Annotated in this window: 25 protein-coding genes; 16 read left to right on the top strand and 9 right to left on the bottom strand. The window is 62.3% G+C overall.

The window, feature by feature from the left end; genetic code table 11:
- Positions 1 to 2 precede the first annotated feature (2 nt).
- The 4 genes from dmpG to E1956_RS24305 all read left to right on the top strand — a co-directional run bounded on the left by dmpG (position 3) and on the right by E1956_RS24305 (position 5,333).
- Positions 3 to 1,028, top strand: a complete 1,026-nt coding sequence (gene dmpG / locus E1956_RS24320) for a 4-hydroxy-2-oxovalerate aldolase (RefSeq protein WP_134753641.1) — start codon at positions 3 to 5, stop codon at positions 1,026 to 1,028.
- A 104-nt stretch (positions 1,029 to 1,132) separates the two neighbouring features.
- Positions 1,133 to 2,389: a 3-(3-hydroxy-phenyl)propionate transporter MhpT gene (gene mhpT / locus E1956_RS24315; RefSeq protein WP_134753639.1), complete on the top strand. Its 1,257-nt coding sequence runs from the start codon at positions 1,133 to 1,135 to the stop codon at positions 2,387 to 2,389.
- A gap of 87 nt (positions 2,390 to 2,476) precedes the next feature.
- Positions 2,477 to 3,361, top strand: a complete 885-nt coding sequence (locus E1956_RS24310) for an alpha/beta fold hydrolase (protein ID WP_134753637.1) — start codon at positions 2,477 to 2,479, stop codon at positions 3,359 to 3,361.
- Between the two features lie 256 nt (positions 3,362 to 3,617).
- Positions 3,618 to 5,333, top strand: coding sequence for a dihydroxyacetone kinase family protein (locus tag E1956_RS24305; protein ID WP_134753635.1), 1,716 nt, complete (start codon positions 3,618 to 3,620; stop codon positions 5,331 to 5,333).
- Positions 5,334 to 5,380: 47 nt separating this feature from the next.
- Here the strand turns inward: E1956_RS24305 and E1956_RS24300 are convergent, their stop codons facing one another.
- Entirely contained in the window at positions 5,381 to 6,478 is a 1,098-nt protein-coding gene (locus E1956_RS24300) for an AraC family transcriptional regulator (RefSeq protein WP_134753633.1), read from the bottom strand.
- 254 nt (positions 6,479 to 6,732) lie between these two features.
- On the opposite strand from E1956_RS24300, the gene E1956_RS24295 reads away from it, so the two are divergent.
- From E1956_RS24295 to E1956_RS24280, 4 genes are all read left to right on the top strand, one after another.
- A complete protein-coding gene (locus tag E1956_RS24295) occupies positions 6,733 to 8,127 on the top strand; it encodes an APC family permease (protein WP_134753631.1) in 1,395 nt (464 codons plus the stop codon).
- 50 nt (positions 8,128 to 8,177) lie between these two features.
- Positions 8,178 to 9,569, top strand: coding sequence for an aspartate aminotransferase family protein (locus E1956_RS24290; RefSeq protein WP_134753629.1), 1,392 nt, complete (start codon positions 8,178 to 8,180; stop codon positions 9,567 to 9,569).
- A 26-nt stretch (positions 9,570 to 9,595) separates the two neighbouring features.
- Positions 9,596 to 11,020 carry an aldehyde dehydrogenase family protein gene (locus tag E1956_RS24285; RefSeq protein WP_134753627.1) on the top strand — a complete coding sequence of 475 codons (1,425 nt, stop codon included), beginning with the start codon at positions 9,596 to 9,598 and terminating at the stop codon, positions 11,018 to 11,020.
- A gap of 432 nt (positions 11,021 to 11,452) precedes the next feature.
- Positions 11,453 to 13,024, top strand: a complete 1,572-nt coding sequence (locus E1956_RS24280; protein ID WP_134753625.1) for an amino acid permease — start codon at positions 11,453 to 11,455, stop codon at positions 13,022 to 13,024.
- An 8-nt stretch (positions 13,025 to 13,032) separates the two neighbouring features.
- Here the strand turns inward: E1956_RS24280 and E1956_RS24275 are convergent, their stop codons facing one another.
- Both E1956_RS24275 and E1956_RS24270 read right to left on the bottom strand, forming a co-directional pair.
- Positions 13,033 to 13,515, bottom strand: coding sequence for a hypothetical protein (locus tag E1956_RS24275; RefSeq protein WP_134753623.1), 483 nt, complete (start codon positions 13,513 to 13,515; stop codon positions 13,033 to 13,035).
- 237 nt (positions 13,516 to 13,752) lie between these two features.
- Positions 13,753 to 14,202, bottom strand: a complete 450-nt coding sequence (locus E1956_RS24270; protein WP_134753621.1) for an ester cyclase — start codon at positions 14,200 to 14,202, stop codon at positions 13,753 to 13,755.
- A 375-nt stretch (positions 14,203 to 14,577) separates the two neighbouring features.
- Between E1956_RS24270 and E1956_RS24265 the strand changes: the two genes are divergently transcribed.
- From E1956_RS24265 to E1956_RS24230, 8 genes are all read left to right on the top strand, one after another.
- Entirely contained in the window at positions 14,578 to 14,793 is a 216-nt protein-coding gene (locus tag E1956_RS24265; RefSeq protein WP_232071587.1) for a hypothetical protein, read from the top strand.
- Positions 14,794 to 14,853: 60 nt separating this feature from the next.
- Positions 14,854 to 15,405 (top strand): methylated-DNA--[protein]-cysteine S-methyltransferase, encoded by a 552-nt coding sequence (locus E1956_RS24260; protein ID WP_134753619.1) that lies wholly within the window; start codon positions 14,854 to 14,856, stop codon positions 15,403 to 15,405.
- A 2-nt stretch (positions 15,406 to 15,407) separates the two neighbouring features.
- The gene (locus E1956_RS24255; protein WP_134753617.1) at positions 15,408 to 16,052 is read left to right on the top strand and encodes a DNA-3-methyladenine glycosylase family protein; all 645 of its coding nucleotides are present in this window, start codon (positions 15,408 to 15,410) and stop codon (positions 16,050 to 16,052) included.
- A gap of 34 nt (positions 16,053 to 16,086) precedes the next feature.
- Positions 16,087 to 16,662 carry a hypothetical protein gene (locus E1956_RS24250; RefSeq protein WP_134753615.1) on the top strand — a complete coding sequence of 192 codons (576 nt, stop codon included), beginning with the start codon at positions 16,087 to 16,089 and terminating at the stop codon, positions 16,660 to 16,662.
- 102 nt (positions 16,663 to 16,764) lie between these two features.
- Positions 16,765 to 17,325 carry a methylated-DNA--[protein]-cysteine S-methyltransferase gene (locus E1956_RS24245; protein WP_134753613.1) on the top strand — a complete coding sequence of 187 codons (561 nt, stop codon included), beginning with the start codon at positions 16,765 to 16,767 and terminating at the stop codon, positions 17,323 to 17,325.
- A gap of 93 nt (positions 17,326 to 17,418) precedes the next feature.
- Complete coding sequence (gene alkB / locus E1956_RS24240; RefSeq protein WP_134753611.1) at positions 17,419 to 18,069, top strand: DNA oxidative demethylase AlkB; 651 nt, start codon at positions 17,419 to 17,421, stop codon at positions 18,067 to 18,069.
- A gap of 167 nt (positions 18,070 to 18,236) precedes the next feature.
- Positions 18,237 to 18,650, top strand: a complete 414-nt coding sequence (locus tag E1956_RS24235; RefSeq protein ID WP_134753609.1) for an ArsR/SmtB family transcription factor — start codon at positions 18,237 to 18,239, stop codon at positions 18,648 to 18,650.
- Positions 18,643 to 19,164 (top strand): SRPBCC family protein, encoded by a 522-nt coding sequence (locus E1956_RS24230; protein ID WP_134753607.1) that lies wholly within the window; start codon positions 18,643 to 18,645, stop codon positions 19,162 to 19,164. Before E1956_RS24235 ends, E1956_RS24230 begins: the two co-directional genes overlap by 8 nt.
- A 98-nt stretch (positions 19,165 to 19,262) precedes the next feature.
- Here E1956_RS24230 and E1956_RS24225 read toward each other — a convergent pair whose 3' ends face one another.
- From E1956_RS24225 to E1956_RS24195, 6 genes are all read right to left on the bottom strand, one after another.
- Complete coding sequence (locus tag E1956_RS24225; protein ID WP_134753605.1) at positions 19,263 to 19,736, bottom strand: FAD synthase family protein; 474 nt, start codon at positions 19,734 to 19,736, stop codon at positions 19,263 to 19,265.
- 44 nt (positions 19,737 to 19,780) lie between these two features.
- Positions 19,781 to 20,554, bottom strand: coding sequence for a 2OG-Fe(II) oxygenase (locus tag E1956_RS24220; RefSeq protein WP_134753603.1), 774 nt, complete (start codon positions 20,552 to 20,554; stop codon positions 19,781 to 19,783).
- A complete protein-coding gene (locus E1956_RS24215; RefSeq protein ID WP_134753601.1) occupies positions 20,551 to 20,859 on the bottom strand; it encodes an Ada metal-binding domain-containing protein in 309 nt (102 codons plus the stop codon). The genes E1956_RS24220 and E1956_RS24215 overlap by 4 nt, the downstream gene beginning before the upstream one ends.
- Before the next feature lie 18 nt (positions 20,860 to 20,877).
- Entirely contained in the window at positions 20,878 to 21,567 is a 690-nt protein-coding gene (locus E1956_RS24210; RefSeq protein ID WP_134754837.1) for a 2OG-Fe(II) oxygenase, read from the bottom strand.
- A gap of 52 nt (positions 21,568 to 21,619) precedes the next feature.
- Positions 21,620 to 22,687: a bifunctional DNA-binding transcriptional regulator/O6-methylguanine-DNA methyltransferase Ada gene (gene ada, locus E1956_RS24205; RefSeq protein ID WP_134753598.1), complete on the bottom strand. Its 1,068-nt coding sequence runs from the start codon at positions 22,685 to 22,687 to the stop codon at positions 21,620 to 21,622.
- 916 nt (positions 22,688 to 23,603) lie between these two features.
- Complete coding sequence (locus E1956_RS24195) at positions 23,604 to 25,004, bottom strand: GntP family permease (protein ID WP_134753594.1); 1,401 nt, start codon at positions 25,002 to 25,004, stop codon at positions 23,604 to 23,606.
- Positions 25,005 to 25,022: the final 18 nt, after the last annotated feature.

Raw genomic sequence — 25,022 nt, 5'->3', positions numbered from 1 at the left:
CCATGAGCAAGAAACTCTATATCTCCGACGTGACGCTGCGCGACGGCAGCCATGCAATCCGTCACCAGTACTCGATCCAGAACGTTCAGGACATTGCACGCGCTCTGGACAAGGCTCAGGTCGACTCGATCGAAGTCGCACATGGCGACGGCCTGCAAGGCTCGAGCTTCAACTACGGTTTCGGCGCGCACAGCGATCTCGAATGGATCGAGGCTGTCGCCGACGTGGTGAAGCACGCGAAGATCGCCACGCTGCTGCTGCCCGGCATCGGCACGATTCATGACCTGAAGGCAGCGTACAACGCCGGCGCGCGCGTCGTGCGCGTGGCCACGCACTGCACCGAGGCCGATATCTCGAAGCAGCACATCGAATACGCACGCGAGCTCGGCATGGACACGGTGGGCTTTCTGATGATGAGCCACATGACCACGCCGGAGAATCTCGCCGTAGAGGCGAAGAAGATGGAGAACTACGGCGCGACCTGCATCTACGTGGTGGACTCGGGCGGCGCGCTCACGATGAACGACGTGCGCGACCGCTTTCGTGCAGTAAAACAGGTGCTGAAACCCGAAACACAAACGGGCATGCACGCGCACCACAACCTCTCGCTCGGCGTGGCGAATTCGATCGTCGCGGTGGAAGAAGGTTGCGACCGCATCGACGCGTCGCTCGCGGGCATGGGCGCCGGTGCAGGGAATGCGCCGCTCGAAGTGTTTATCGCGGCAGCGGAGCGCATGGGCTGGAACCACGGAACCGATCTCTACACGCTCATGGATGCCGCCGACGACATCGTGCGCCCGCTCCAAGACCGCCCGGTGCGAGTGGACCGCGAAACGCTGGCACTCGGCTATGCGGGCGTGTATTCGAGCTTCCTGCGCCACTCGGAGGTGGCCGCGAAGAAGTACGGCCTGAAAACCGTCGACATCCTCGTCGAACTGGGCAAGCGCCGCATGGTGGGCGGCCAGGAAGACATGATCGTGGACGTGGCGCTTGATTTGAAGAAGCGCGCGCAAGCGCTCCAGCGGTAAGTGCGCGCCGCGTGCCACCGCCAAGTGGCGCGCGGCGTCATCGTTATCGATTATGAATAGCTGCCACAAAGAGCGGCTCAATCACAACATCGGAGACTTTGGAAATGACGTCACGAATCAGTTCTGCTAATGGAGGCCATAGCGCTAGCGCGACGAGCAGCAAGGCCACAATAGGCCTGTGCCTCGCGATCGCGCTGCTCGAAGGGCTGGATCTGCAATCGGCGGGCGTAGCCGGGCCGCGCATGGCGAAGGAGTTTTCGCTCGCCGTCGCGCAGATGGGCTGGGCGTTCAGCGCGGGCGCAATCGGTCTGCTGCCGGGCGCGGCGCTGGGCGGCCGCCTCGCCGACCGCTTCGGCCGCAAGCGCGTGCTGATGGGATCGGTGGCGTTGTTCGGCCTGTTCTCGCTGGCGACCACACTGGTCTGGAGCTTCGAGAGCCTGCTGATCGCGCGTCTGTTGACGGGCCTCGGTCTGGGCGCCGCGATGCCGAACCTCATTGCGCTGTGCTCGGAAGCGGCGGGTCCGCAGCAGCGCAGCACGGCAGTGGGCGCAATGTACTGCGGCATGCCGTTCGGCGCGGCGATTGCGGCGGTGATCGGCATGCTGGGCGCGAGCCCGGCGAGCTGGCGCGACGTGTTTTATGTCGGCGGCCTCGGGCCGATCGTGATGCTGCCGCTGCTCGGCATGTTCCTGCGCGAGTCGCAGCAGTTCGTGGCGGCGCAGGCCTCGAAGGTGCGCGAGGGCATGCCCGGCGTGACGGATGCGCTGTGGCGTCATGGCCGCGCACGCACGACGCTCGCGCTCTGGGTGAGCTACCTGGGCACGCTGATCGTGCTGTACTTCCTGATGAACTGGCTGCCTTCGATGGTGCTCTCGCGCGGCCTCACGCGCGTGCAATCGAACATCGTGTTGATGATGTTCAACCTCGGCGGCGGTATTGGGGCGGTGGCAATCGCGACGCTCATGGACCGCCTCGGCCGCCGGCGCACGGTGATCGGCATGTATGTGGGCATTGCGCTGGCGCTGGCGGCGCTCGCGCACGCCAGCGGCGCGGCTTCGATGGCGTGCGGCGGCTTGCTGTGCGGCCTGTTCCTCGTGGGCGGCCAGTCGGTGCTCTACGCGCTCGCGGGCCACGCGTATCCCACGGAAGTCCGCGGCACGGGTGTAGGCGCTGCCGTGGCAGTGGGGCGGCTCGGCTCGATCCTCGGGCCGCTCGTGGCGGGCCAGTTGTTCGCGCTGGGTCAGAGCGCCTCGATGCTGGTGGCGTCCAGCATTCCGCTGTGCGTGATCGCGGCGCTCGCGGCCTTGACGGTGGTGGGCGGCTTCGCGCGGCACGGCGCGCCCGGTGCTCAGCGTGTTTGAAATAAAGTAAGGATTTCGAACATAATGTCGGAGGAGCGCAAGCCCTCCTTTTTACGGTTACCCGAGTTTTACAGCAAGGACATCATCATGACTGCAACGGCACAAGCGATTACCGAAGCCTCCACGAGCCGGTTCGCCCGCGTGAAGGAAGGCGAGCTCGAGCTGCAAATCCACTACAACGACACTGGCGCAAACACCGCACACGCGCATGGCGAGACCGTCGTGATGCTGCACGGCTCGGGGCCCGGCGCGAGCGGCTGGGCCAACTTCAACCGCAACGTCGAGCCGCTCGTGGCAGCGGGCTATCGCGTGATCCTGATGGACTGCCCGGGCTGGAGCAAGAGCGATCCCATCGTCTGCACCGAATCGCGCTCGGAGCTGAACGGCCGCGTGCTCAAGGGCCTGCTCGACGTGCTCGACATCGAGCGCGTGCATATCCTCGGCAATTCGATGGGCGGTCATAGCGCGGTGGCGTTTGCGCTCGCGAATCCGCAGCGCGTGGGCAAGCTCGTGCTCATGGGTGGCGGCACCGGCGGCCCGAGCAACTTCGTGCCGATGCCCACCGAAGGCATCAAGCTGCTGCAGGGGCTGTATCGCGAGCCGACCATCGAGAACCTCAAGCGCATGATGAACGTGTTCGTCTACGACCCGAGCGCGCTGACCGAGGACCTCATGAAGGCGCGCCTGGACAATATGCTCGCGCAGCGCGTCCATCTCGAGAACTTCGTCAAGAGCCTGGCGGCCAATCCGAAGCAATTCACTGACTACGGCCCGCGCCTTGGCGAGATCGCGGCGCCCACGCTCGTGATCTGGGGCCGCGACGACCGCTTCGTGCCGATGGATATCGGCCTGCGTCTGATTGCCGGCATGCAGAACGCGCAGTTGCATGTGTTCAACCGTTGTGGCCACTGGGCGCAGTGGGAGCATGCGGACGCGTTCAACCGGATGGTGCTCGACTTTCTGCAGCACTGATGCCCGCGCTGCCACGGTAGACGCAGGGCGAAGCGGTGCGGGCCGCTTCGCCGGCGTTTTACGCGGCAGATGGAGGCGGCGGCAGGTCAGCCGCCGCGCTGAAGCGATCGGGTCGGGTGTTTAGATACGTTTTGCACACCGCAATGACGAGGGGGGTACACTGATCGAACCCGACGGCGCGCTATGCTGTTTGCATGACGTCGCGTCAAGGCGAGGCTGCCTGCCGGGATGTTCAACCGCATTCATCAGGGCCGTCATGAAAAAACTCGTCAATCACCCGTCCGACGTCGTGCGCGAGATGCTCGAAGGCATCGCGCTGCAGGCACCGAATGTCGTCATTCTCGGCGAGGAGAACGTGCTGATTCGCCGGGACATTCCCGAGTCCTATGCGCGTCCGGTCGCGCTCATCTCGGGCGGCGGCAGTGGCCACGAACCCGCGCACGGCGGCTACGTGGGCGCTGGCATGCTGAGCGCCGCCGTATGCGGCGAGGTGTTCACGTCGCCGCCCACCGACGCCGTGCTCGCAGCCATCCGCGCAACGGCGGGCCAGAAGGGCGCGCTGCTCATCGTCAAGAACTACACCGGCGACCGGCTCAATTTCGGGCTGGCCGCCGAGCTGGCACGCGCGGAGGGCATCCCCGTGGAAGTCGTGACCGTCGCCGACGACGTCGCGCTGCGCGGCCACGCCGAGCGCCATCAGCGGCGCGGCATTGCCGGCACCGTGCTGATCCACAAGATCGCGGGCGCGGCCGCCGCGCGTGGCGCGACCCTCGAAGTAGTGGCGGCGATCGCGCGCGACGCGGCCGCCAATCTGGGCACGATGGGCGTCGCGCTCGACGGCTGCACGCTGCCGGGCGTCGAGAAGTCGAGCTTCACTCTCGCCGACGACGAAATCGAAATCGGTCTCGGCATCCATGGCGAAAAAGGTGTCGAGCGCAGCGCGCCGCTACCGGCCAACGAGCTAACCGAAGCACTGCTGATCAATATTCTCGACGAGCTCGCCATCACGCGCGGCGAACGCGTCGTGCTGCTGGTCAACGGCCTCGGCGCCACGCCGCAAATGGAGCTCGATATCGTGCTGCGCGCGGCCATTGCGAGCCTGCGCTGCCGCGAGGTGTACGTGGAGCGGGCGTGGGCGGGCACCTTCCTTTCGGCGCTGAACATGCCGGGCTGCTCGATCTCGCTGATGCGCGTGGACGACGGCAAGCTCGCCTTGCTCGATGCGCATACCGATGCACACGCATGGCCCGGCAAAGGCTGCGTGAACCCGACCATCCGCCTCGACACCTCCGGCGTCCATCATGAGGAATCCGTAGTACCGTCGCTCGACGCGGCGCGCGCGGCGTGGGCGGCGCGGCTCAAGGCGGCGCTCGACGCGATTGCGCTCGCGTTGGTCGAGAACGAAGCGCGCCTGACCGAGCTCGATGCCTTCGCAGGTGACGGCGATCTTGGCGTGAGCATGCGGCGCGCCGCCGATGCGGTGGCCGCGACGCCGGTTCATGCGCTCGGCACGGCGCCGCAGGCGCTGGCGTCGCTCGGCGCGAGCCTGCGCCGCGCCATCGCGGGCAGCTCGGGGCCGTTCTACGCCACCGCGCTCTTGCGCGCGTCGCGTCACCTCGCGGACAAGCCGGAGCCCGCGCCGCACGAATGGGCGCAGGCGTTTCGTGGCGCGATCGAGGCGATCAGCGAATTGGGCGGCGCGAAAGCCGGCGACCGCACGATGCTGGACGCGCTGATTCCCGCGCACGATGCCTTCGAGGAAGCGCTCAATCACGGCCAGACGGTGCAGCGCGCCTGGGCAGCCGCCGTGGCGGCCGCCGAGCATGGCGCGCACGCCACGGCGCATATGCACCCGCGCGTGGGGCGTGCGAGCTATCTGGGCGAGCGGGCGATCGGCTCACCCGATGCCGGCGCGGTGGCGGTGGTGTGCTGGCTGGCGGCGTTGCGCCCGCACGTGGGCGGCAAGGCGTGAAGGCCGCTTGAATGGTGCGAGGAGCTCACCGGCTAGCCGCGTGGTCTTCAACGGTCTGACGCGCCGTCGATTGCCCTCGGCGCGCGGCCGGTCCAACGGCGAAACGCGTGGCGGAAACTCCGTGGCTCGCTATAGCCGAGCTGTTCGGCGATCGCCGCCACCGTCAGCGAGCCGTCGTTCAGAAGTCGGGTCGCCGCCTCGTGGCGAACTTCCTCGAGTAGCGCATGAAACGACAGTCCATCCTTCTCTAGCCGTCTGCGCAGCGTGCGCTCCGTCATGTGCAGCGCACTGGCGAGCGCAGTCATCGACTTGAAGCGCGAGAGGTCGCGCACCATCAACGCCCTCGCGCGATCGGCGAAGCGTGTGCCGATCATCGCCGCCCATTGACGCTCGAGCGCCTCGCATTGCTGGTGGAGCGCGTTGAAGCTCACTTCATTCGCGAGCCGCGGCATCTCCAGGCCGCTGATCGACGTGAAGACGAGAGCGTTTTCGTTGGCGTTGAAATTCGGCCGGCAACCGTAGTGGCGCACATACTCGGCCGTGTTACGCCCAGGACGGCGCACGAGATTCACCTCGTCGGGCCACACCGCTCTGCCGACGAGATCGGACACGATCAGCCGCAGGCTCGAGAGGCACATGTCGGTTTGATAGGCCTCGATATCGGGCTCGCCGTTGTAACGCGCGATGGATACCGTCATGCCCTCGGCGGACGCGCGCACGTGGACGTCGAAATAGAGGCCCATGAAGAGCGGAAATTGGCTCATGCAGCCGAACGCCTGGATGACCGAGCCGCTGATCAACATGGCGTAGCCGGCGAGACCCAGCGTCGAGACGTGTAGCCGGCTGCCGATCGCGAGGCCGATCGACGGACTCCGGCTCGCGCGCAAGAGATTGCGAAAGCAGCGCTGCTCCTGACTCCGGTTCACGTAGATGGACGGCGAGGCGACTTCGTTCGCGCTCAGGCCCGTGCCGTCGAGCAAGGCGGTGGCATCGAGGCGCCGTACGCGGCACTCGTCCAATGCCGCGGCAATGGCGTGGACGGTCGCCGGAATGTCTTCCTGGCGTCCGGGCAGCCAATCCAGCCCTGACGCCGAACGCAGGCGGCGTTCGGCGGTGCTCTGTCTTCGACGGGATTCGGGATTCATTGGCGTAGGGCTGCGATTGTCTCTCGCGAAACATAGCGGGAATGCGCGCTCGATGCCAAGCGGTTTCGGGGCCATCAAGCCATTTTCCGCGTCCGGCACAAAAAAACTGTCCGAAACTATCCCCCTATAACGTCCGCTTTTCTCATTCGTCGTCGAATTAATGTCGTTCCACAATCTTTCACAGGCGGTGGCGCTCGAGCGCCGCCGGAAAAAAATGGAGACATAGTCGTGGGCAATCGCCATGTGAGGGATGCATGAGGACTCGGGAGTCGAATCGACGTACGCCTCTCGCGGCATCGAATAGCCGCGAAAGCGTACTGTGGGATAGAGAGGGACAAGCAACGGCGAACACGCCGCCACGCAGGCTCGGACTGTTCACGCTCGTGATCTTCGGGCTCGCCTACATGTTGCCGATGACGGTGTTCACGACTTACGGCCTCGTTTCCGCGAAGACGAATGGGCATCTCGCCGCGGCTTACGCGGTGACGCTGGTCGCGATGTTGTTCACGGCCTGCAGCTACGGCCACATGGCGCGGCTCATCCCGAGCGCCGGCTCGGCGTATACGTTCGCGAGCCGCAATTTCGGCACGTCGGCGGGTTTCATGCTGGGATGGGCGCTGCTTCTGGACTACCTGTTCATTCCGATGATCAGCTACCTCGTCATCGGCGTCTACATGAAGGAGGTGTTTCCCGCCGTGCCGCAGACCGTGTGGGTCGTCGGGAGCATCGCGCTCGTCACGGTCTTGAACGTCTTCGGCATCCGGCTCGTCAGCCGCGTCAACCTGATACTCATTGCGAGCCAGATCGTGTTTATCGCGATCTTCCTGATTGCCGCGTCGCAGTTCGCTGTCGCGCACGGCCAGCCGGTGTCGCTCGCGTTGCCGCTCTCGGAGAACGCGGCGATCTTTGCGGGTGCGGCGATTCTCTGCCTGTCGTTTCTCGGCTTCGACGCCGTCACGACGCTGTCCGAGGAAACGCGCGATCCCAGGCGCACGGTGCCGCGCGCCATCTTGCTGTGCACGCTGCTGGCCGGCCTGCTGTTCATCGTGGTGGCGTTCGTGGGGCAGCTCGTCTATCCGGACTGGCACGCATTCAAGGACCTCGATTCGGCGAGCCTGGAGCTGATGCAGCGCATTGGCGGCAGCACGCTGTCGGCTTTCTTCATCGCGGTGTACGTGGCCGGGTGCTTCGCGAGCGCCATGGCCGGGCAGGCCAGCGTGACGCGCGTGCTGTTTGCGATGGGCCGTGACCAGGTGCTGCCGGAACGCATCTTCGGACATCTGCATGTGCGGCTCGGCACGCCGGTGCGCGCGACGCTCGTGGTCGGGGCCCTGTCGTTCTCGGCATTGTTCATCACGCTCGACATGGCTTCGACGATGATCAGCTTCGGCGCGCTCATCGCCTTCGCGGGTGTGAATCTGTGTGTGATTCGCAGTTATCTGGGCCAGCGGGAAAACCGCCACTTCGCCGGCTGGCTCAAATTCGGACTGATGCCTGCGATCGGCTTCGCAATGAATGTCTGGCTCTGGTTGGGACTGTCGCGGGAGACGTTCTACGTGGGTATGGGCTGGCTGGTGGTCGGGCTCTGCCAGCTCGTCTGGCTCACGCGCGGGTTCACCCGCCCGGCGCCGACGCTCACGATGAACTGAGCGGAAGATTGCAGGATTCTGATGTGGATATGAAACAGGAGAACGAAACAATGAGCAACGCGGACCTCAAACAAGACTTGCAGGCACTGGGCAAGCGCCATCTGCTGATGCACTTCACGCATGCCGACGCCTATGGCGACAAGGATCTGACCGTGTTCGACCACGGCGAGGGTTGCTGGCTCGTCGATCAGGGCGGCAAACGCTACTTCGACGGGCTCGCGGGCCTGTACTGTGTCCAGATCGGCTATAGCCACGGCGCCGAGATTGGCGACGCGGTTCGCGATCAGATGGTCCGCCTGCCGTTCGCGACCAACTGGGGCAATGGGCACGAGCCCGCCATCCGTCTTTCTCACAAGCTCGCGACGCTCGCGCCGGAAGGGATGAACCGCGTGTTCTTCACCTCGAGCGGGTCGGAGTCGAACGAATCGGCCATCAAGCTGGTTCGTCAGTACCACCAGGCGCGCGGCGAGCCGCAGCGGCGCAAGTTCATCGCCCGTCGCGTGGCTTATCACGGCACCTCGTTCGGCGCGCTGGCGTTGAACGGCTTGACGAATTACCGCAAGCATTTCGAGCCGCTGATGTCGGGCGTGCGCCACGTCAACAACACGAAGCGCTACGGCCGCCCCGTGGGCGAGACGGAGGCGCAGTTCACGCAATTCCTGCTCGACGAAATCGAATCGCTGATCATTCAGGAAGGCTCGGATACCGTGGCGGCCATCGTCGTCGAGCCGCTGCAGAACGCGGGTGGCAGCCTGACGCCGCCGGCGGGCTATGCGCAGGGGCTGCGCGAGCTCTGCGATCGCCATGGCGTGCTGCTGATGACCGACGAAGTGATTTGCGGCTTTGGCCGTCTCGGCGAATATTTCGGCTCGCGCCGCTATGGCTTCAAGCCGGACATTCTGACGTTCGCAAAGGGCATTGCCTCGGGCTACGTCCCGCTCGGCGGCGTGATTGCGAGCGACGCGGTCGTCAACACCGTGCTCGAGGGCCCGCAGCAGATGTTCCTGCACGGCGCGACGTATGGCGGCCATCCCGTCGCTTGCGCGGCCGCGCTGGCCAATCTGTCGATCATGGAGCGTGAGGGCGTGCTCGAGAACGTGCGCGAAAACGAGGGCTATTTCCGTTCGCAACTGAACGCGCTGCTCGAATTGCCGTGCGTGGGCGACGTGCGCGGCGACGGCTATCACTACTCGCTCGAGCTCGTGTCCGACAAAGAAGCGCGACGCTGGAAGGCCGATATGAGCGCGCAGACGTTCGTCTCGACGGTGCTCGCACCCGCACTGTTCGACGCGGGCCTCCTGTGCCGCGCGGGCGTCGATCACGAGGGCACGCCGATCTTGCAGTTCTCGCCGCCGCTCGTGATGTCGCGCGACGAGATTACGTGGTTTGTCGCCCAGATTCGCGACATCGTCGCCGACGCGTACGCGCGCGCGACGCGCTGAACGTGAAGGACTCACAGGAGCATTCGATGCGTAGGACCAGACAGAGCTTTATCGGCGGGCAGTGGCTCGATCCCGCGGGCGCGCAGGCAATCGATGTCATCGATCCGGCAACGGAAGTGCCCTATGCACAACTGAGGATTGGCGGACTTGACGAAGTCAATCGTGCGGTGGAGGCGGCGAAGCGCGCGTTCGATGCGTTCTCGCGCTGGACGGTCGAGCAGCGGCTTGGCTTGCTGGAGGAGGTGCTGGCGATCTACAAGCGGCGCTACGAAGAAGTCGCGCAGACCATCAGTCAGGAGATGGGCGCGCCCATCGAGTTTTCGCGCGCGATGCAAGCGGCGGTCGGCACCGCGCATCTCGAGCAGACGATCCGCGCGCTGCGCTCGTTTCCGTTCCGCAAGCAAACCGACTCGCTGCTCGTTTCGCACGAGCCGATAGGCGTGTGTGCGCTGATCACCCCATGGAACTGGCCGATCAACCAGATTGTTTGCAAGGTCGCGCCTGCGCTGGCCGCGGGCTGCACGATGGTGCTCAAGCCCAGCGAGATTGCGCCGTTCAGCGGCATCCTGTTCGCGGAGATCCTGGACGAGGCGGGCGTGCCGCCCGGGGTATTCAATCTCGTGCACGGCTACGGGCACGTCGTGGGAGATGCACTGTCACGGCATCCCGATGTCGACATGGTGTCGTTCACGGGGTCGACGCGCGCGGGCATCGAGGTGGCGAAGGCTGCCGCGGATACGGTGAAGCGGGTTCATCAGGAACTGGGCAGCAAGAGCCCGAATATCATTCTTCCCGACGCCGATATCGAGGATGCCGTCACGCGCGGCGCGCGAAGCTGTTTCAGCAATAGCGGGCAGTCGTGCAATGCGCCGACTCGCATGCTCGTGCACGTGGATCATCTGCATCGCGCGGAGCAGGCGGCGCGCGCCGAAGCCGAGCGGACTGTCGTCGGGAATCCGCGCGACGGCAGTACCGAAGTCGGGCCCGTCGTTAGCCGGACGCAGTTCGACCGCATCCAGCACTTCATCGGCGTCGGTATCGACGAGGGCGCAACGCTGATTGCAGGCGGGATGGGGCGCCCCGAAGGCTTGAAGGAGGGGTTCTACGTGCGGCCCACGGTATTCTCCAACGTGCGGCCGGATATGACGATCGCGCGGGAGGAGATCTTTGGGCCCGTGCTGTCCATCATGACCTACCGCTCCGAAGAGGAGGCGATCGCGCTCGCCAACGACTCGGTATATGGGCTTGCCGCCTATGTGCAGTCGAAGGACCTCGACCATGCTCGCCGCGTCGCGGCGCGGCTGCGGGTTGGGAACGTTCATATCAACTATCCGCCCTGGAATCCGGCGGCGCCGTTTGGCGGCTTCAAGCGCTCCGGCAACGGGCGTGAATACGCCGAGTTCGGGCTGGCGGAATACCTGGAAACCAAGGGAACGACCGGGTACGTGTAACCGGCTGTTCCGCAGCGTCCGCGCGATGCTCGCGCGGACGCTGCCGTTGTCAATTCCTCCTTGGTCGCCTCGTTCGAGGCGACTCTCCCCCGTGCCCCGGCCCTTGAGCGATTGCCTTTGGGGTCGGTACACATCTCCCCGTTGACGGCTCGAATGCCGGTCCTCGCGCGCGGCGGATATTTCGCCTTGCCTTGCGCGCGAAACACCCCGCAGGGCCGGTGCCCAGGTGGGTGGGCGGCTCGCCGGGCGTGCACTGCTATAAAATCACGGCTTAACTCTCATTGAGGATGGGCGATCGGGTCGCTCAATCGAGCGGCACGCCTGTCCGGGCATTGCACCCTCTTGCGCAATGGCCGCGGCCACCGGGCTCCCCGGATGGCCTGGAAACTCGATTCCCCCTGTAACACTAGCTAGAAAGAAGTCAGAATTAATATGGATTCGGATTCACATCGCGTTTCAGCGCCCCCTTCCGGCGCTCGGGACACCACGCCTGCCCTGCACCGTAGTCTAAAAGCCCGCCATCTGACCATGATTGCGATCGGCGGATCGATCGGCACCGGTCTATTCGTCGCTTCGGGGGCGTCCATTTCCCAGGCCGGACCCGGCGGCGCCATGGCCGCGTACCTCGTGATCGGCTTGATGGTCTATTTCCTCATGACGAGCCTCGGGGAAATGGCGGCGTTCATGCCCGTCTCCGGCTCGTTCGCGACCTACGGCGCGAAATTCGTCGACGAGGGCTTTGGCTTCGCGCTGGGCTGGAACTACTGGTACAACTGGGCCGTGACCATTGCGGTCGAACTGGTGGCCTCGCAACTGGTGATGGGCTACTGGTTTCCCCATGTTCCCGGCGTCTGGTGGAGCGCGGCTTTCCTCACGGTGATGTTCCTGCTCAACGCGCTCTCCGTGCGCGGTTTCGGCGAAGCTGAATATTGGTTCTCGCTGATCAAGGTGATTACTGTCGTCGCGTTCATCGGCATCGGCTTGCTGATGATCATCGGCATCCTGAAGGGCGGGGCCGATCACGTCTGGGGCAACTTCACGCTCGATGGCGGACCGTTCACCGGTGGCCTGCCGGCCCTGTTGGGCGTCACCATGATCGCGGGCTTCTCTTTTCAGGGCACGGAGCTCATCGGCGTCGCCGCCGGCGAATCGGAGAATCCCGGCAAAAACATTCCCCGCGCGGTGCGCCAGGTGTTCTGGCGAATTCTGCTGTTTTACGTGCTCGCCATTTTCGTCATCGGCCTGCTGATTCCGCATACCGACCCGAACCTCCTGAAATCCGATGTGACCGATATTGGCGTCAGCCCGTTCACGCTTGTATTTCGTCGCGCCGGCCTGGCGGTTTCGGCAGGCGTCATGAATGCGGTGATCCTGACCGCCGTGCTGTCGGCGGGCAATTCGGGCATGTATGCCTCTACGCGGATGCTCTATAACCTGGCGATCGAGGGGCGTGCGCCGAGGCTCTTCGGGAGGCTTTCGGCAAGCGGCGTGCCGAGGAATGCGCTTTACGCCACCACTGCGGTGGGGGCGCTGTGCTTCCTTTCGTCGATGTACGGCGATAAAACCGTTTATATGTGGCTGCTCAACACGTCGGGCATGACCGGGTTCATCGCCTGGCTGGGCATTGCCGCCAGTCATTATCGCTTCCGCAAGGGCTTCGTCGCGCAGGGATTCTCGCTCAAGGAACTGCCGTATCGATCAAAGTGGTTTCCGATTGGGCCGATATTCGCGTTCGCAGTATGTCTCGTTGTCATGCTCGGGCAGGACTACCAGGCTTTCATGGCCAACAAGATCGACTGGGCGAGCGTGCTGGCCACCTATATCGGGATTCCCTTGTTCGTCGTGATGTGGGTCGGTTACCGGATGGTGAAGAAGAGCCGGCTTGTCGGGTACGGCGAAATGGATATCGAGCCATACATGGCGCAATTGCGTGCGTCTGCACCAACGAACGGCGCGCTGGCGGCTCGGGGTGAGGCCGTCGTCAAAGCGGGCCAGGAAGTGTAGAGGGCCCTTCATGCCGAGCCGGCGGGATTCACCGTCATGAGGCACGACATGTCGATACTGGCTTTCAGGGCCCCGCACAGGTTCATCGCGATATACGCGGGCAGCACATCGCTTCGTGTGGAACCATTGACGAACGTGCATTGGACGCAGCAAATATCGCCCCGGTCGACAACGACAAACGACGCCACGGAGAACGCCTCTTGCGCTTTCAGATAGTCTTGTTCGACCAGGGCAGGCCGCTCACCGAACATCGTGTGAATCGGATGTCGTTTTGCCAGCCCGGTAGCGAATCCGGGGTCATCCGAAACACGCTGAAGGTCCGAGCCGAAGTAGTGAACGCCGCTATAGTGCTCGATACATTGATAAAGGGCGAGGAACTGCTTCTGAGGCCAGAGTGAGAGGCGAGTCGAGCCGGCAGACATCGCGTACTTGATGCATATGCTGCTGACTTCGCCCTGCGCGCCGACGAAGGCCGATTTGAAGCTGCTCACGAGATTCGGCTCATCGGTCGCCTTCACCCTGGAGGTACGCATAGCCAGGCGCTCTATGTTCATGAGGATAGGACAGTCTGCGGAGGGCTAGACCAGATGACACTCCGTTTTTTGCGGTTGAACTCAGTTGGCGATAGCGGGCAAGTTGATCGGGATGGAGGGTGCAGACTGAAGAGAATAGTCCGCACCCTCCGTATGGAGAGTTGAAGCAATGGGTACGACAAGCCGGGCCGGTGCTCAGGCCTTCTTGATGAGGCCCAGTTGCATGAGCGCCGTGACACCGTCGTCGAGCCCGAGTTCCTCGACGATGCGTCCATCCTGAAGACGGAGGACGGTGGTGCCGGTGAAGTGCATCTTGCGCCCCGTGGCTGCAGGCAGCCCGCCGACCAGGAAATCACCGAAGGCCGGGCCCGTATGCGTGCCGCCGCCTTCCCACTGGCCGACTACGTAGTCACCTTCGGCGATGAGGTCCGTGACACCCCAGAAGTTGAGGTCCGGGAATGCTTCGCGGAAGTCGGTCATGAAAGCCTTGATATCATCGCGACCGCGGCGCGGCTCATGCAGCGAGTATTTCAGCAGCATGTCGGGCGCGGCGATTTCGTCGACGATGCTCAAATCGCACTTTTCGCCCCAGAAGCGGGTGAACCAGCGACCAACGATGGCCTTGTTGTCATCTTCCTTCGACATGTTCGACTCCTTCTCAATCTCAGATGGCAGCGAAGCGGAATTGCTACGCCTGGACGAACGATATCGAACGGTAAATCTCCTTCCTATCCGTTTCTTGCGATTGAAGTTCTGCTGGAGTCGCTCACCCAGCCGGGTTTCCAGCACCGCGGGTGTTGGCCTGTCCGCCTGAACAGATACGCGTCGAATTTGGTGGCAAGAGACGGAGTGTTTTGCGTTGACGTCAGGTCTACAGTATCTCTTCAGAACATTGCTGCTGGAAATAGACCATCCGCATTGATGTGACCGGTTTCGTGAACGACGCGGGACGGACACGTCGCTGTTGCATCTGCTCGCCGCCGACTCTACCGGATGGACTGCGGGCGCGTGGAGCCCGATATGACCGTGTCCAGAAACGCCCTTGAGTTAGATATGCCGCCGGATCCAGTGGATGAAGTCACAGAATCCCGACGCCAGGTCGAATCCTGTTGCCAGGCGCTGGTCGATGCCGGTGCCGCGCACTGGTATGTCAACGATGCGGGCGACATTGAACTGGAATTGAGGACCGGAGAGGCCTACCTGTTTGGCGACCTGGGCGTAATTCGATGCAGGTAGCTAGCAAGCTGAAGTGGAAGCAAAATTAAACTTACGTCGTTGATGAAAGAGGAGAGCATCATGCAACTGTTTCTGAGCCGGCTCCCGTCGCCGTTGGGCGAGCTCCTGCTCGTCACCGACGCACAACAGACCATTCGCGCGCTCGAGTTTGCGGATCACACGTCCCGGCTACATCGCGGCTTGCGCGAGCACTACGGCAGCACCGAGCTGGTCGACTCCACAGCGCCGGAAGCGATTGCGCAAGCTATCGCACGGTATTTTGCGGGTGAGCGGGAAGCGCTCGGGGCGTTGCCGACCGCGACTGCCGGAACGGACTTGCAGCGTCGGGTATGGGCCGCACTCCGGCTCATTCCGGCGGGCGCCACTACTACGTACGGCAAGCTCGCAAAGGAATTGGGATTCGAGGACCCGCGAGCGGCCATCGATATCGGCGCTGCCAATGGCGCCAATCCGATTGCCATCGTCGTACCGTGTCACCGTGTGATTGCCAGTAACGGCGACCTGAAAGGATATGCATGGGGTTTGCACCGCAAGCGCTGGTTGCTCGAACACGAGAAGGCGATGTCCGCATCGTCCACCGTGCCCCAGACCCTGACGCTGCCGGGGTTCTGAGGATGGCAAAAAAACTTGCTGCCAATGCACAGCTTCAGGCGTTTCGAGAGGCCACCGGATTCCTTGCCTCCGTCGATGAGGATTGGGCGCAACATATCGCCCGGGTCGGTCCGTGCCGGCACGAGCCCAAGCCCGCGCGGGAGCCGTACGAGGCGCTCGTGCGGGCGATTGCATATCAGCAATTGCATGCGAAAGCCGGCGACGCAATCCTGGGCCGGCTGCTCGCCCTTTATCCAGGCGAGGATTTCCCGTCACCCGAGCAACTCCTTGCCACTGAGCCGGCGCAGCAACGCGCTTGCGGCTTCTCGGCTACGAAGCTCGAGACCATCCGCGGCATCGCGCAAGCGACGGTCGACGGCGTTGTGCCGACCCGCGCCCAAGCCTTGCATCTCTCGGACGAAGCGCTCATTGAACGGCTAGTCACCCTTCGTGGCGTGGGGCGGTGGACGGTCGAGATGTTCCTGATATACACCTTGGAGCGCCTTGACGTCTTGCCAGCCGATGACTTCGGCGTACGGGAAGGCTATCGGCGTTTGAAGGGCTTGGAGAAGTCTCCAACGCCGCGAGAGATGAGAACGATTGGGGAGGTGTTTAAACCGTGGCGGACTGTCGCCGCCTGGTATTTGTGGCGTCTGCCCGCGCGATAAAGGGCATGGCTGATGAATCAGTAAGCACGCCTCCATGGAAACTATGTTCAGCAGAACAGAAAATAGGGTGGTCTCATTGGACGTCGTCGAGACACTCAACAAGACGTTGCATGAGCGAGCCCATATTTCAACCGCGGTCGGAGAAACTCGACTCGACCGCCTTGTTGCGCAGTTGCTCGACCTTGACGATGAGGACGGGCAGGTTCTGCAGGTGTTGGGTGAAGCGCCCGGAACACACCCGGGTCAGTCTTCGGCGAATTTCCACGCAGCTCTGCAACTGGCCATCCGCGAACTTAAGCTAGCTGACCTCTTTTGTACGTCCGAAGGCCGTGAACATCACAGGAGCATCTGCCCGGCCGCTTATGACGAGCGCTCTGGCACGCATCACCCCGTTGAGATGGCGCAGTGGCGGGCCAGATATCGCGCAATGGCACCAGAGCAGCAGATGATGACGGCCACAATTATCTGGCTGTATCAGTCAGGTCGAGATTCTACGTGGCTGCGCCGAGTCCCCTGCACGTGGCGCGCGATAGAGGCTTTGCACTACATGCGGGACACGGGCTGTCTGTCCTTGTGGGTTCGACTGATTGCAACCTGCCCCGGCTGGTGAGTCGTATCCGCCCAAGATGAATTTCACCGCAAGGAATGGAGTTTTTGAGTTTGTATTTCTTCATAAAATATTCGCATTACTAAGTGTAATAGGAGAAATATCATGAAAATTCGACCCGTTTCAGCATTCAAGTACAACTTTCGGGCGCCTGGTCAGCAGGTCGAAGGCCCGATTCAGTATGCAGTTGGCAAGACGGTGCGGGACATGGTGCTGGTCGGGAAGAGTAGCAACGGCATTTGCGCGATTTTTCTCGGCGAAAACGAACAGGTGTTGAGCGAGCAGCTCGAGGCCGCGTTTCCGCGGAGCGAGTTGGAGGCGAACCAGCACGCACTGTCCCGAGAGGTTGCGCAGGTCGTGGCATTCATCGACAAGGACATTGCCGAGGATGTTATCAATCTGGATATCGGCGGTACGCCATTCCAGCAGGCTGTCTGGCAGGCGCTCTGCGGTATTCCGGCCGGGGAGACGCGCAGCTACGGTGATGTGGCCAGGCATCTGGGCGTCCCGGAAGCCGTCCGTGCCGTGGCAGGCGCTTGCGCAGCGAACGTCCTGGCGGTTGCGATTCCGTGCCATCGTGTGGTGCGCAGTAACGGTGCGATTACCGGATATCGCTGGGGCGTCGAACGCAAGCGTGCGTTGCTCGCGGAGGAGCGCAGGCAATGATGATGACGCGGGACATTGACGATGTCTTTCGGAGCAAATATGCCACGCCTGCGTACCGCGTCTTCAGGAATCGGGCTCGACGGGAGTATTGACATGGCAACACTGCAACTCTTCGAAAGCACGGACGACGCGCATTGCGAATCCATCGGACCGCGCGCATTTGTGTTGCGTGGATTCGCACTGCCTCATGCAGACGCGTTGGTTGCCGCCATCGCCGATATCGAAGCGCGCGCAGCCTTCCGGAATATGGTGACGCCGGGAGGTTTTATGATGTCCGTCGCATTGACCAACTGTGGTGAGTTTGGTTGGACGACAGACCGGCGTGGCTATCGCTACACCCGCGAAGACCCGGAGACCGGCAAGCCGTGGCCGGTCATGCCCGATGTGTTTTCGACCTTGGCGAGCCGCGCTGCTTCAGCGACTGGCTTTATCGGTTTCAATCCTGACGCATGCCTCGTCAATCGCTACCTGCCCGGTTCGCGGTTGTCGCTGCATCAGGACCGGAATGAGCGCGATTTCGACGCACCGATTGTCTCGGTGTCGCTCGGCATGTCCGCGACCTTCTTGTTTGGCGGCCATACGCGGTCGGATAGAACGGCAAAGATACCCTTGCACCACGGGGATGTCGTAGTGTGGGGCGGCGTAGACCGGTTGCGGTTTCATGGCGTTATGCCACTGAAGGATGAGCCGCATTCTGTCCTCGGAAGTCAGCGCATCAATTTCACCTTTCGCAAGGCGGGCTGAAGAGACGCCGTCCTGAAGTCGTCGGAAGTCGAATCGCGTGACAGGACGATTCAGCGTCGGTCTTTCTCGACTACGCCGACGAGGGTGACCTGCAACGATTGCTTGACAAGCTGCTTTGGCGTTCAACATAATTAACCTATCGGATAATTAACCGATTGGGAAAATAATTGGAAGCAGACCCCCTCAGCGTCACATTTGCCGCGCTGGCTGACCCGACACGACGCGCCATCCTCTCCAGGCTGGCGCAAGGCGAAGCCACGGTCGGCGATCTGGCTGGGCCTTTCGATTTGAGCGCGCCGGCCATCAGCAAGCACCTGCGCGTGCTCGCGCGGGCCGGGCTCATCACTCAAGGGCGTGACCGCCAGTTTCGCCCTTGTCGCATCGCGCCTGAGCCGCTCAAGCAGGCTGCCGACTGGGCATTGCAGTACCGCGCCCTATGGGAGCAGCGCCTTGACCAGCTCGACAGCTACCTGCAGCAACTGCAACAGAAGCCTGCCGAGGACTCGCCCGGAAAGGCTGCCCCGAAGACGACATCCAAAGTATCCTCAACGCGAACCAGGAAGACACGCCACCATGACTGACAAACTTTCCGCTCCCTTCGTCATCGAGCGTCGATTCGCTGCGCCGCGCGAACTCGTCTACGCCGCTTTGACTGAAGCCAGGCATTTGAGCGCGTGGATGAGCCCACCCGGGATGGAACTGTCCCACTGCACGGTGGATGCACGTGTGGGTGGCGTCTTTCACTACGCGATGAGACCGCGCAACGTCCCCGACGCGCCAGCGATGTGGGGCAAGTGGACGTTCCGTGAATTGACGCCCCCCGAGCGTATTGTCGTCGTCGTGCAGTTCAGTGACGCTGATGGCGGCGTGACGCGACATCCAATGGCGGAGCAATGGCCGCTCTATACGCTATCGACAACCACGCTAAGCGAGGTGGAGAACGGCACGTTAATGCACCTCGAGTGGCGCGCGCTGGACGCCAGCGAGGCCGAAGAAGCCATCTTCGACGCATCGCACGCCAGCATGTCTCAAGGCTGGGGCGGAACCATGGATGCGCTCGACAAGTACCTCGTACAGCAGCAAGCGGACCGCTGAGTCGAGATACTGGAAAGAAGTGTACTTTAGGGTGCACTTCTTTCGTTTGTGATGGCACTTTTGTCCAAAGCCCCGACAACGGCTCGGCGTGTCATGGCTTAAGCCGCGCGGGCGAAGTTCAGGTCGGCTGCGGGAACCCGTGGTTGCGCTGCAAGCGCATTGATATCCCGCAGTGTGCGGCGAAGCGCGCTACTCGAAGTAGCGGCGGTGTATTTGAAGTAAACAATCTCTACCCCGAGCGCAGCAAATTCGCGCTCGAGCTTCATGCCCTTCCCGGTACCTTGCCAATCGTCCCCCTTGAACAGCACGTTGAAGTGCAGCTCATTCCAGATTTCGACCTTGTCGCTTGTCAGGGCCGGGACGGCTGAGTCGACGAACCGGACGTTGCGAACGATTTCGAGTCGCTCATTGAGCGGAATGGTGGGCGTTACCCCTTTGTGTCTGGTGAGCACGTCGTCGGCCACTACGCCTGCAATCAGGAAGTCGCAGCACTCCTTGGCCTGACGCAGGAGATTGAGGTGTCCGATGTGAAAGAGGTCATAAGCCCCTGGGGCATAACCGATCCGATACATGACGATTCCTCACTTTGGTTAGCTTGTTGGGTGGTGTCGAGTCGTTATCTTGCGTCGTGAAAGATGATGCCGAGCGTGTTGCGATTCCCGCTTTGCAACTTGCTCACGCCGTGCCGGAGATTCGTGCGGTAGTAGCCGCGCGCCGAGCGCTCCGGTCGATAATTGACGGCGAGCACAACCGCATCGCCGTGGCGAAGCGGTACAACTTCTGCTCGCCCGGGCTTCTTGGGGTCGCTCTCGGTCAGCAGCAATTCACCCCCTTCGAAATCTCGCCCGGGTTCATCGAGCAGAAAAATGGCCTGAAACGGAAATACATGTTCGCCGTACAGGTCCTGATGCAGACAGCAATAGTCGTTCGCGCGGTAACGCAAAAGCAACGGTGTTGGCCGTGTCTGGCCAGCCCGGCGGCAAACGGCGTGGAATTGGGACAGCGTGGCCGGAAAGCGTTCGTGAATCCGCATCAACTCATGCCAGCGGTTCGCGATGGGCGCAAGGTGTGGATACAGCGTATGACGCAACTGGGCGACGATGTCGGGTAGTGGATTCGCGAAATACTTGTACTCTCCGCTGCCGAAGGCGTAGCGCGACATCACGATGTGGCTGCGAAAGCGTTCGTCATGCGGGAAGTAGTCCGCAAGCTGACGGCATTGCGCGGGATCGAGCATTTTCGGGAGGATGGCATAGCCGTCGCGCGTGAGGCTATGTTCAAACGCGGCCCAGTCAATCCTGCCGATTTTCTCCGCGAGCGTCTCATCAGTCGCATGTGTGTGACCATCGACATGGCCAGCGTCGAGCGGCAATGCTGCTTGCGTATTCATGAATGTGAGCCTCTTGTGGTTGCGTCAGTAGCGTGCTTGGGGCTGCCGGCCTTCCAGACAGCGTATTCATCGGGCAGACAGACCGCACAGGGGCGGTAGCCTGCGGCGATAGCGGTTGTCTCATCACGGAAGAACACGCGATGTCTGACATAGCCGCCGCGTGCAATTGCCCTGAGTGCCGCGCGACAATCGAGGCGACCGTATATCCGGTTGCCTTTGTGTCCGCCAAGCGCGCCAGGCACAGGGCTCGTGTACGGCTTGCCATTTCGCCCGACGAGCGTGTAAGTGCGGTGTTCATTTTTCATGGCTGTGCTCCGGCTGGGTTACGGCGCGTCGTGGAATGACAACTCAACGCCGATTCGCTCGCCTCGATGCACACGGCTGATAGCGTGCTTGAGGTTGACGCGATAGAAGCCTTTGCCGCCTTTGAACGGTTTCTTGGCGGTGCTGATGATTGCCATGTCGCCGAGTCCAAGCGGCAGCACCATCGGACGCGATTGCATGCGGGGCCGCTGCTCTGTCAGCACGAACTCGCCGCCGTGAAAATCCTTGCCCGGTTCGGATAGCAGGGCCACGACCTGCAATGGGAACACGTGGTCGCCCTCATTGCTCTGATGCAAGGCGAGGTAGTCGCCTGCGCCAAGGCGATTCAAGTGAGACAACGGTTGCGTCTGTCCTGCCTCGCGATTGAGCAGAAGAAACGCTTCCAGTTCGGCCGGATAGCGGTATTTGACGCCCAACGCCTCGTTCCAGTGATTCGCCACAGGAGCCAACCCGCGATAGAGTGCGTCGCGCCACGTCGCCCACGGCGCAGGCAGCTTTGAGGCAAATCGCAGCATGTTGCCCAATCCGAGGTCGATGGAGTTCAGGGATACGCGATGAAGCGATTTCAACGTGTCGACCTGAGCGGCAAGCTCCCGTGCCTGGTCCGGAGCAAAAGCCCGCGGCAGCACGGCGTATCCTTCGGCATCGAGTTGCGCAACAATGTCCGTCGAATCGAGCGCTCTCTGCATGATTGTGTTTGGAGCCATGGTGAAGTCCCGTTGAGTTTTGTGCGTTCGATACTCAGGCCACGGCCTCGCGGCGAAGCAGTTCACGCTTGCGGTCCACACCCCAGCGATAGCCGGAGATGTTTCCGTCTTGCCGCACGACGCGGTGACATGGAATCGCGACAGCGATGTGATTCGCTCCGCACGCCTGCGCGACGGCACGCGTCGCCTTCGGAGTACCTATGCGCTCAGCAATATCGGAGTAACTTGCGGTCGTGCCGGGAGGGATTTCGCGCAGGGCTTGCCACACACGTTCCTGGAATGCCGTACCGCGCAAGTCCAGCGGGAGATTCAGCCCAATTGACGGTGCTTCGATGAATCCGACGACCTGCGCAACCAGTTGCTCAAAGTCGGCGTCACCCCCGATGAGCTGAGCATTCGGGAACTGATCCTGGAGATCACGGACGAGCGCGTCAGGGTCATCGTTCATCAGGATCGCGCAGATGCCGCGCTGACTTTGCGCAACAAGAATCGCGCCCAGGGAGCACTGTCCGACTGCGAAGCGAATGACCGCGCCGGCGCCGCCCGCACGATAGTCGCGAGCCCGCATTCCCAACAACTGATGCGACTGCGCGTAGAACCGGCTGTTGGAATTGAAGCCGGCGCCATAAATGGCCGACGTCACGGAGGCATCCGGCGTGCTCAGCTCTTCGCGCAGCCGACGAGCGCGCGAAGCAGACGCGTATGCTTTCGGCGTCAGTCCGGTTTCCGCTTTGAAGAGGCGATGGAAATGGAAGGTGCTCACGCCGGCGTGAGCAGCAAGCTCCTCGAGGTTGGGAGGCGTCTCGGATTCGTCGATTAGTCGGCAAATACGCGTCACGAGTGCGGCGCGCCCGGCCGCGGCACTCGTTTGGTCTCCCATGGCACGGCGACTTTGACGATAGCCGGCAGCTTCTGCTGCTTCAGCGGTGTCGAAGAATTCCACATTCTCACGCTTTGGTAAACGCGTCGACGAGCTGGGTCGGCAATACACGCCGGTGGTTTTCACAGCATAGACAAAGTGCTCATCGGCCTGGACATCGCGCTTGCGTATTGCTTCCCAGCGTGCGTCATCGGTCTCATAGGTTGCAGCGATGGAGTTCATGGCGACTATCCCGAAGTTCTCAATACAGGAACCAGAATAGGCCGGGCGACATTCGCAAGAACTCCGATTCTTGCGCGTAAATCTCGTTGCGTTGAGACTGTGTTTAGTTCGGTAGCCTGAGGTAGGGTTGCCGGTTAATCGCCGATAGCCCAATGCCTGCAAAATCGAGGCGACCACCGTAGAACACGGCACATACGAATTGCGAACCTCAGCTTGGCAGGCGTGACGGGTATCGCCCGCTATCTGCGGGCGGATGTATGTCAAGGTAGGGCATGGAGTGCGCCTTTTGAATAGTCAGGCGCCGATTGGAGGGTGTACGCGGTGTGCCGCTGACCTGTCGTCAAGCGGGCACTAGGGATTCTTGCTCGCTTCAGGTTCTGGAATGCTTTCCGGCGGAGACGCGCTGGTCTTGTCGTTCTCGATTTCGATTGTCGCGCTTAGTCCCGCGCTGCAGCGAGCTCGACTTAGCAAAAGAGCGCGGAGTTCAGGGCGAAGTCCGTCTCCGCGATGAGCCACAAGTGCGTGCAACGATAGCAGTGGGAGCATGATAGACCTCACGTTGACGAGTAGCGACATTGCAATCCCATCAAAGATACAAGCATCCAAAAGCGCACTTTGCAGGATTACAAGGGGCTCGTCGGCAACACGGAACGTGTTCCGGTTGCCGACGGTACCTCCACGCTATCGCCGTGCTTCCATCCGGTCACTCCGTTCCTTGCTATTGAATATGCGCAGATGCAGTCGCACTCGCTTTACGTCTTTCGGCATGAAACGGTGCCCTCTGATGGGTTCAGGGAAACATGCCAGACTGCACCGGTCAATCTTGCTGTACAACGGGGGGTGTCTCGAACACCAAAGTTTGATTTCAAACTCAAACTAGCCCGTTGTTGGCAGCCAGTCTCTTAAACGGTCTCTCTCAAACAATCCCGGTCGCGTAAAAAACCGCGATCACGAAGAACACGGCCATCGTCTTGATGATCGTGACCGCGAAAATGTCGCGATACGATTCGCGATGCGTGAGCCCCGTCACCGCGAGCAGCGTGATCACCGCGCCGTTATGCGGGAGCGTGTCCATGCCGCCGCTGGCCATCGCCACCACGCGATGCAGCACCTCGAGCGGAATATGCGTGGCCTGCGCGCTCTTGATGAACAGATCGGACATGGCGGCGAGTGCAATGCTCATGCCGCCCGAAGCCGAGCCGGTGATGCCCGCGAGCGCGCTTACCGAGACCGCCGCGTTCACGAGCGGATTCGGAATGCTCTTGAGCGCGTCGCTCACCACGATGAACCCCGGCAGTGCCGCGATCACGCCGCCAAATCCGTACTCCGAAGCGGTGTTGAGCGAGGCGAGCAGCGCACCCGCGACGGCGGCCTTCGTGCCGGTGGCGAAACGCTCCTTCACGCGCGAGAACGCCGTGACGATCACGAACGCGATGCCGAGCAGCAGTGCGCCCTCGACCGACCAGATGCCGACGAGCTGCTTGACCGTCGTGGTGACCGGCGCGTGGATGCCGGGCAGCACGTCGGCCGTGACCGTGTAGGTGTCGCCGTACCACTGCGGAATCCAGCGCGTCAGGAAGAAGTTCGCCACGCCCACGAGCACGAGCGGCGTAATGGCGAGGAGCGGATTGGGCAGATGGTCGGTCTTCACATGCTCGGGCTCGTTCACGAGCGAGGTGCCGTACCCTTCGCCCTTTGCCATCGCGCTGCGGCGGCGCCACTCGAGATACGTCAGGCCCACGACGATGATGAAGAGCGAGCCGATCACGCCGAGCGCCGGCGCGGCCCACGCCGTGGTCTTGAAGAACGTGGTGGGGATGATGTTCTGGATCTGCGGCGTGCCGGGCAGCGAATCCATCGTGAACGAGAACGCGCCCAGCGCGATGGCGCCGGGCATGAGGCGCTTGGGAATGTCGCTCTGGCGATAGAGCTCGGCGGCGAACGGGTACACCGCGAACACCACCACGAACAGCGACACGCCGCCGTACGTGAGCAGCGCGCACACGGCCACGATCACCGCGTTCGCGCGCGAGCGGCCGATATAGCGGATCGCGGCATGGACGATCGCCTCGGAGTAGCCCGATAGTTCGATTACCTTGCCGAATACGGCGCCAAGCAGGAACACGGGGAAGTAGAGCTTCACGAAGCCCACCATCTTTTCCATGAAGATGCCGGAGAAGACGGGCGCGACGGCGGCGGGATCGGTGAGCAGGACGGCGCCGAGAGCGGCCACCGGAGCGAAAAGGATCACGCTGTAGCCGCGATAGGCGGCGAGCATGAGAAAGGCGAGGGCGGCTAAAACGATAACAAACGACATGGGGTCTCCTGTGTCGAT

Origin of the sequence: Paraburkholderia pallida, assembly GCF_004524855.1 — a bacterium.
GTDB classification, from domain to species: Bacteria; Pseudomonadota; Gammaproteobacteria; order Burkholderiales; family Burkholderiaceae; genus Paraburkholderia; species Paraburkholderia oxyphila.
The sequence above is the reverse complement of the archived record's forward strand: the minus strand, read 5'-3'. Positions and strand labels throughout refer to the sequence as shown.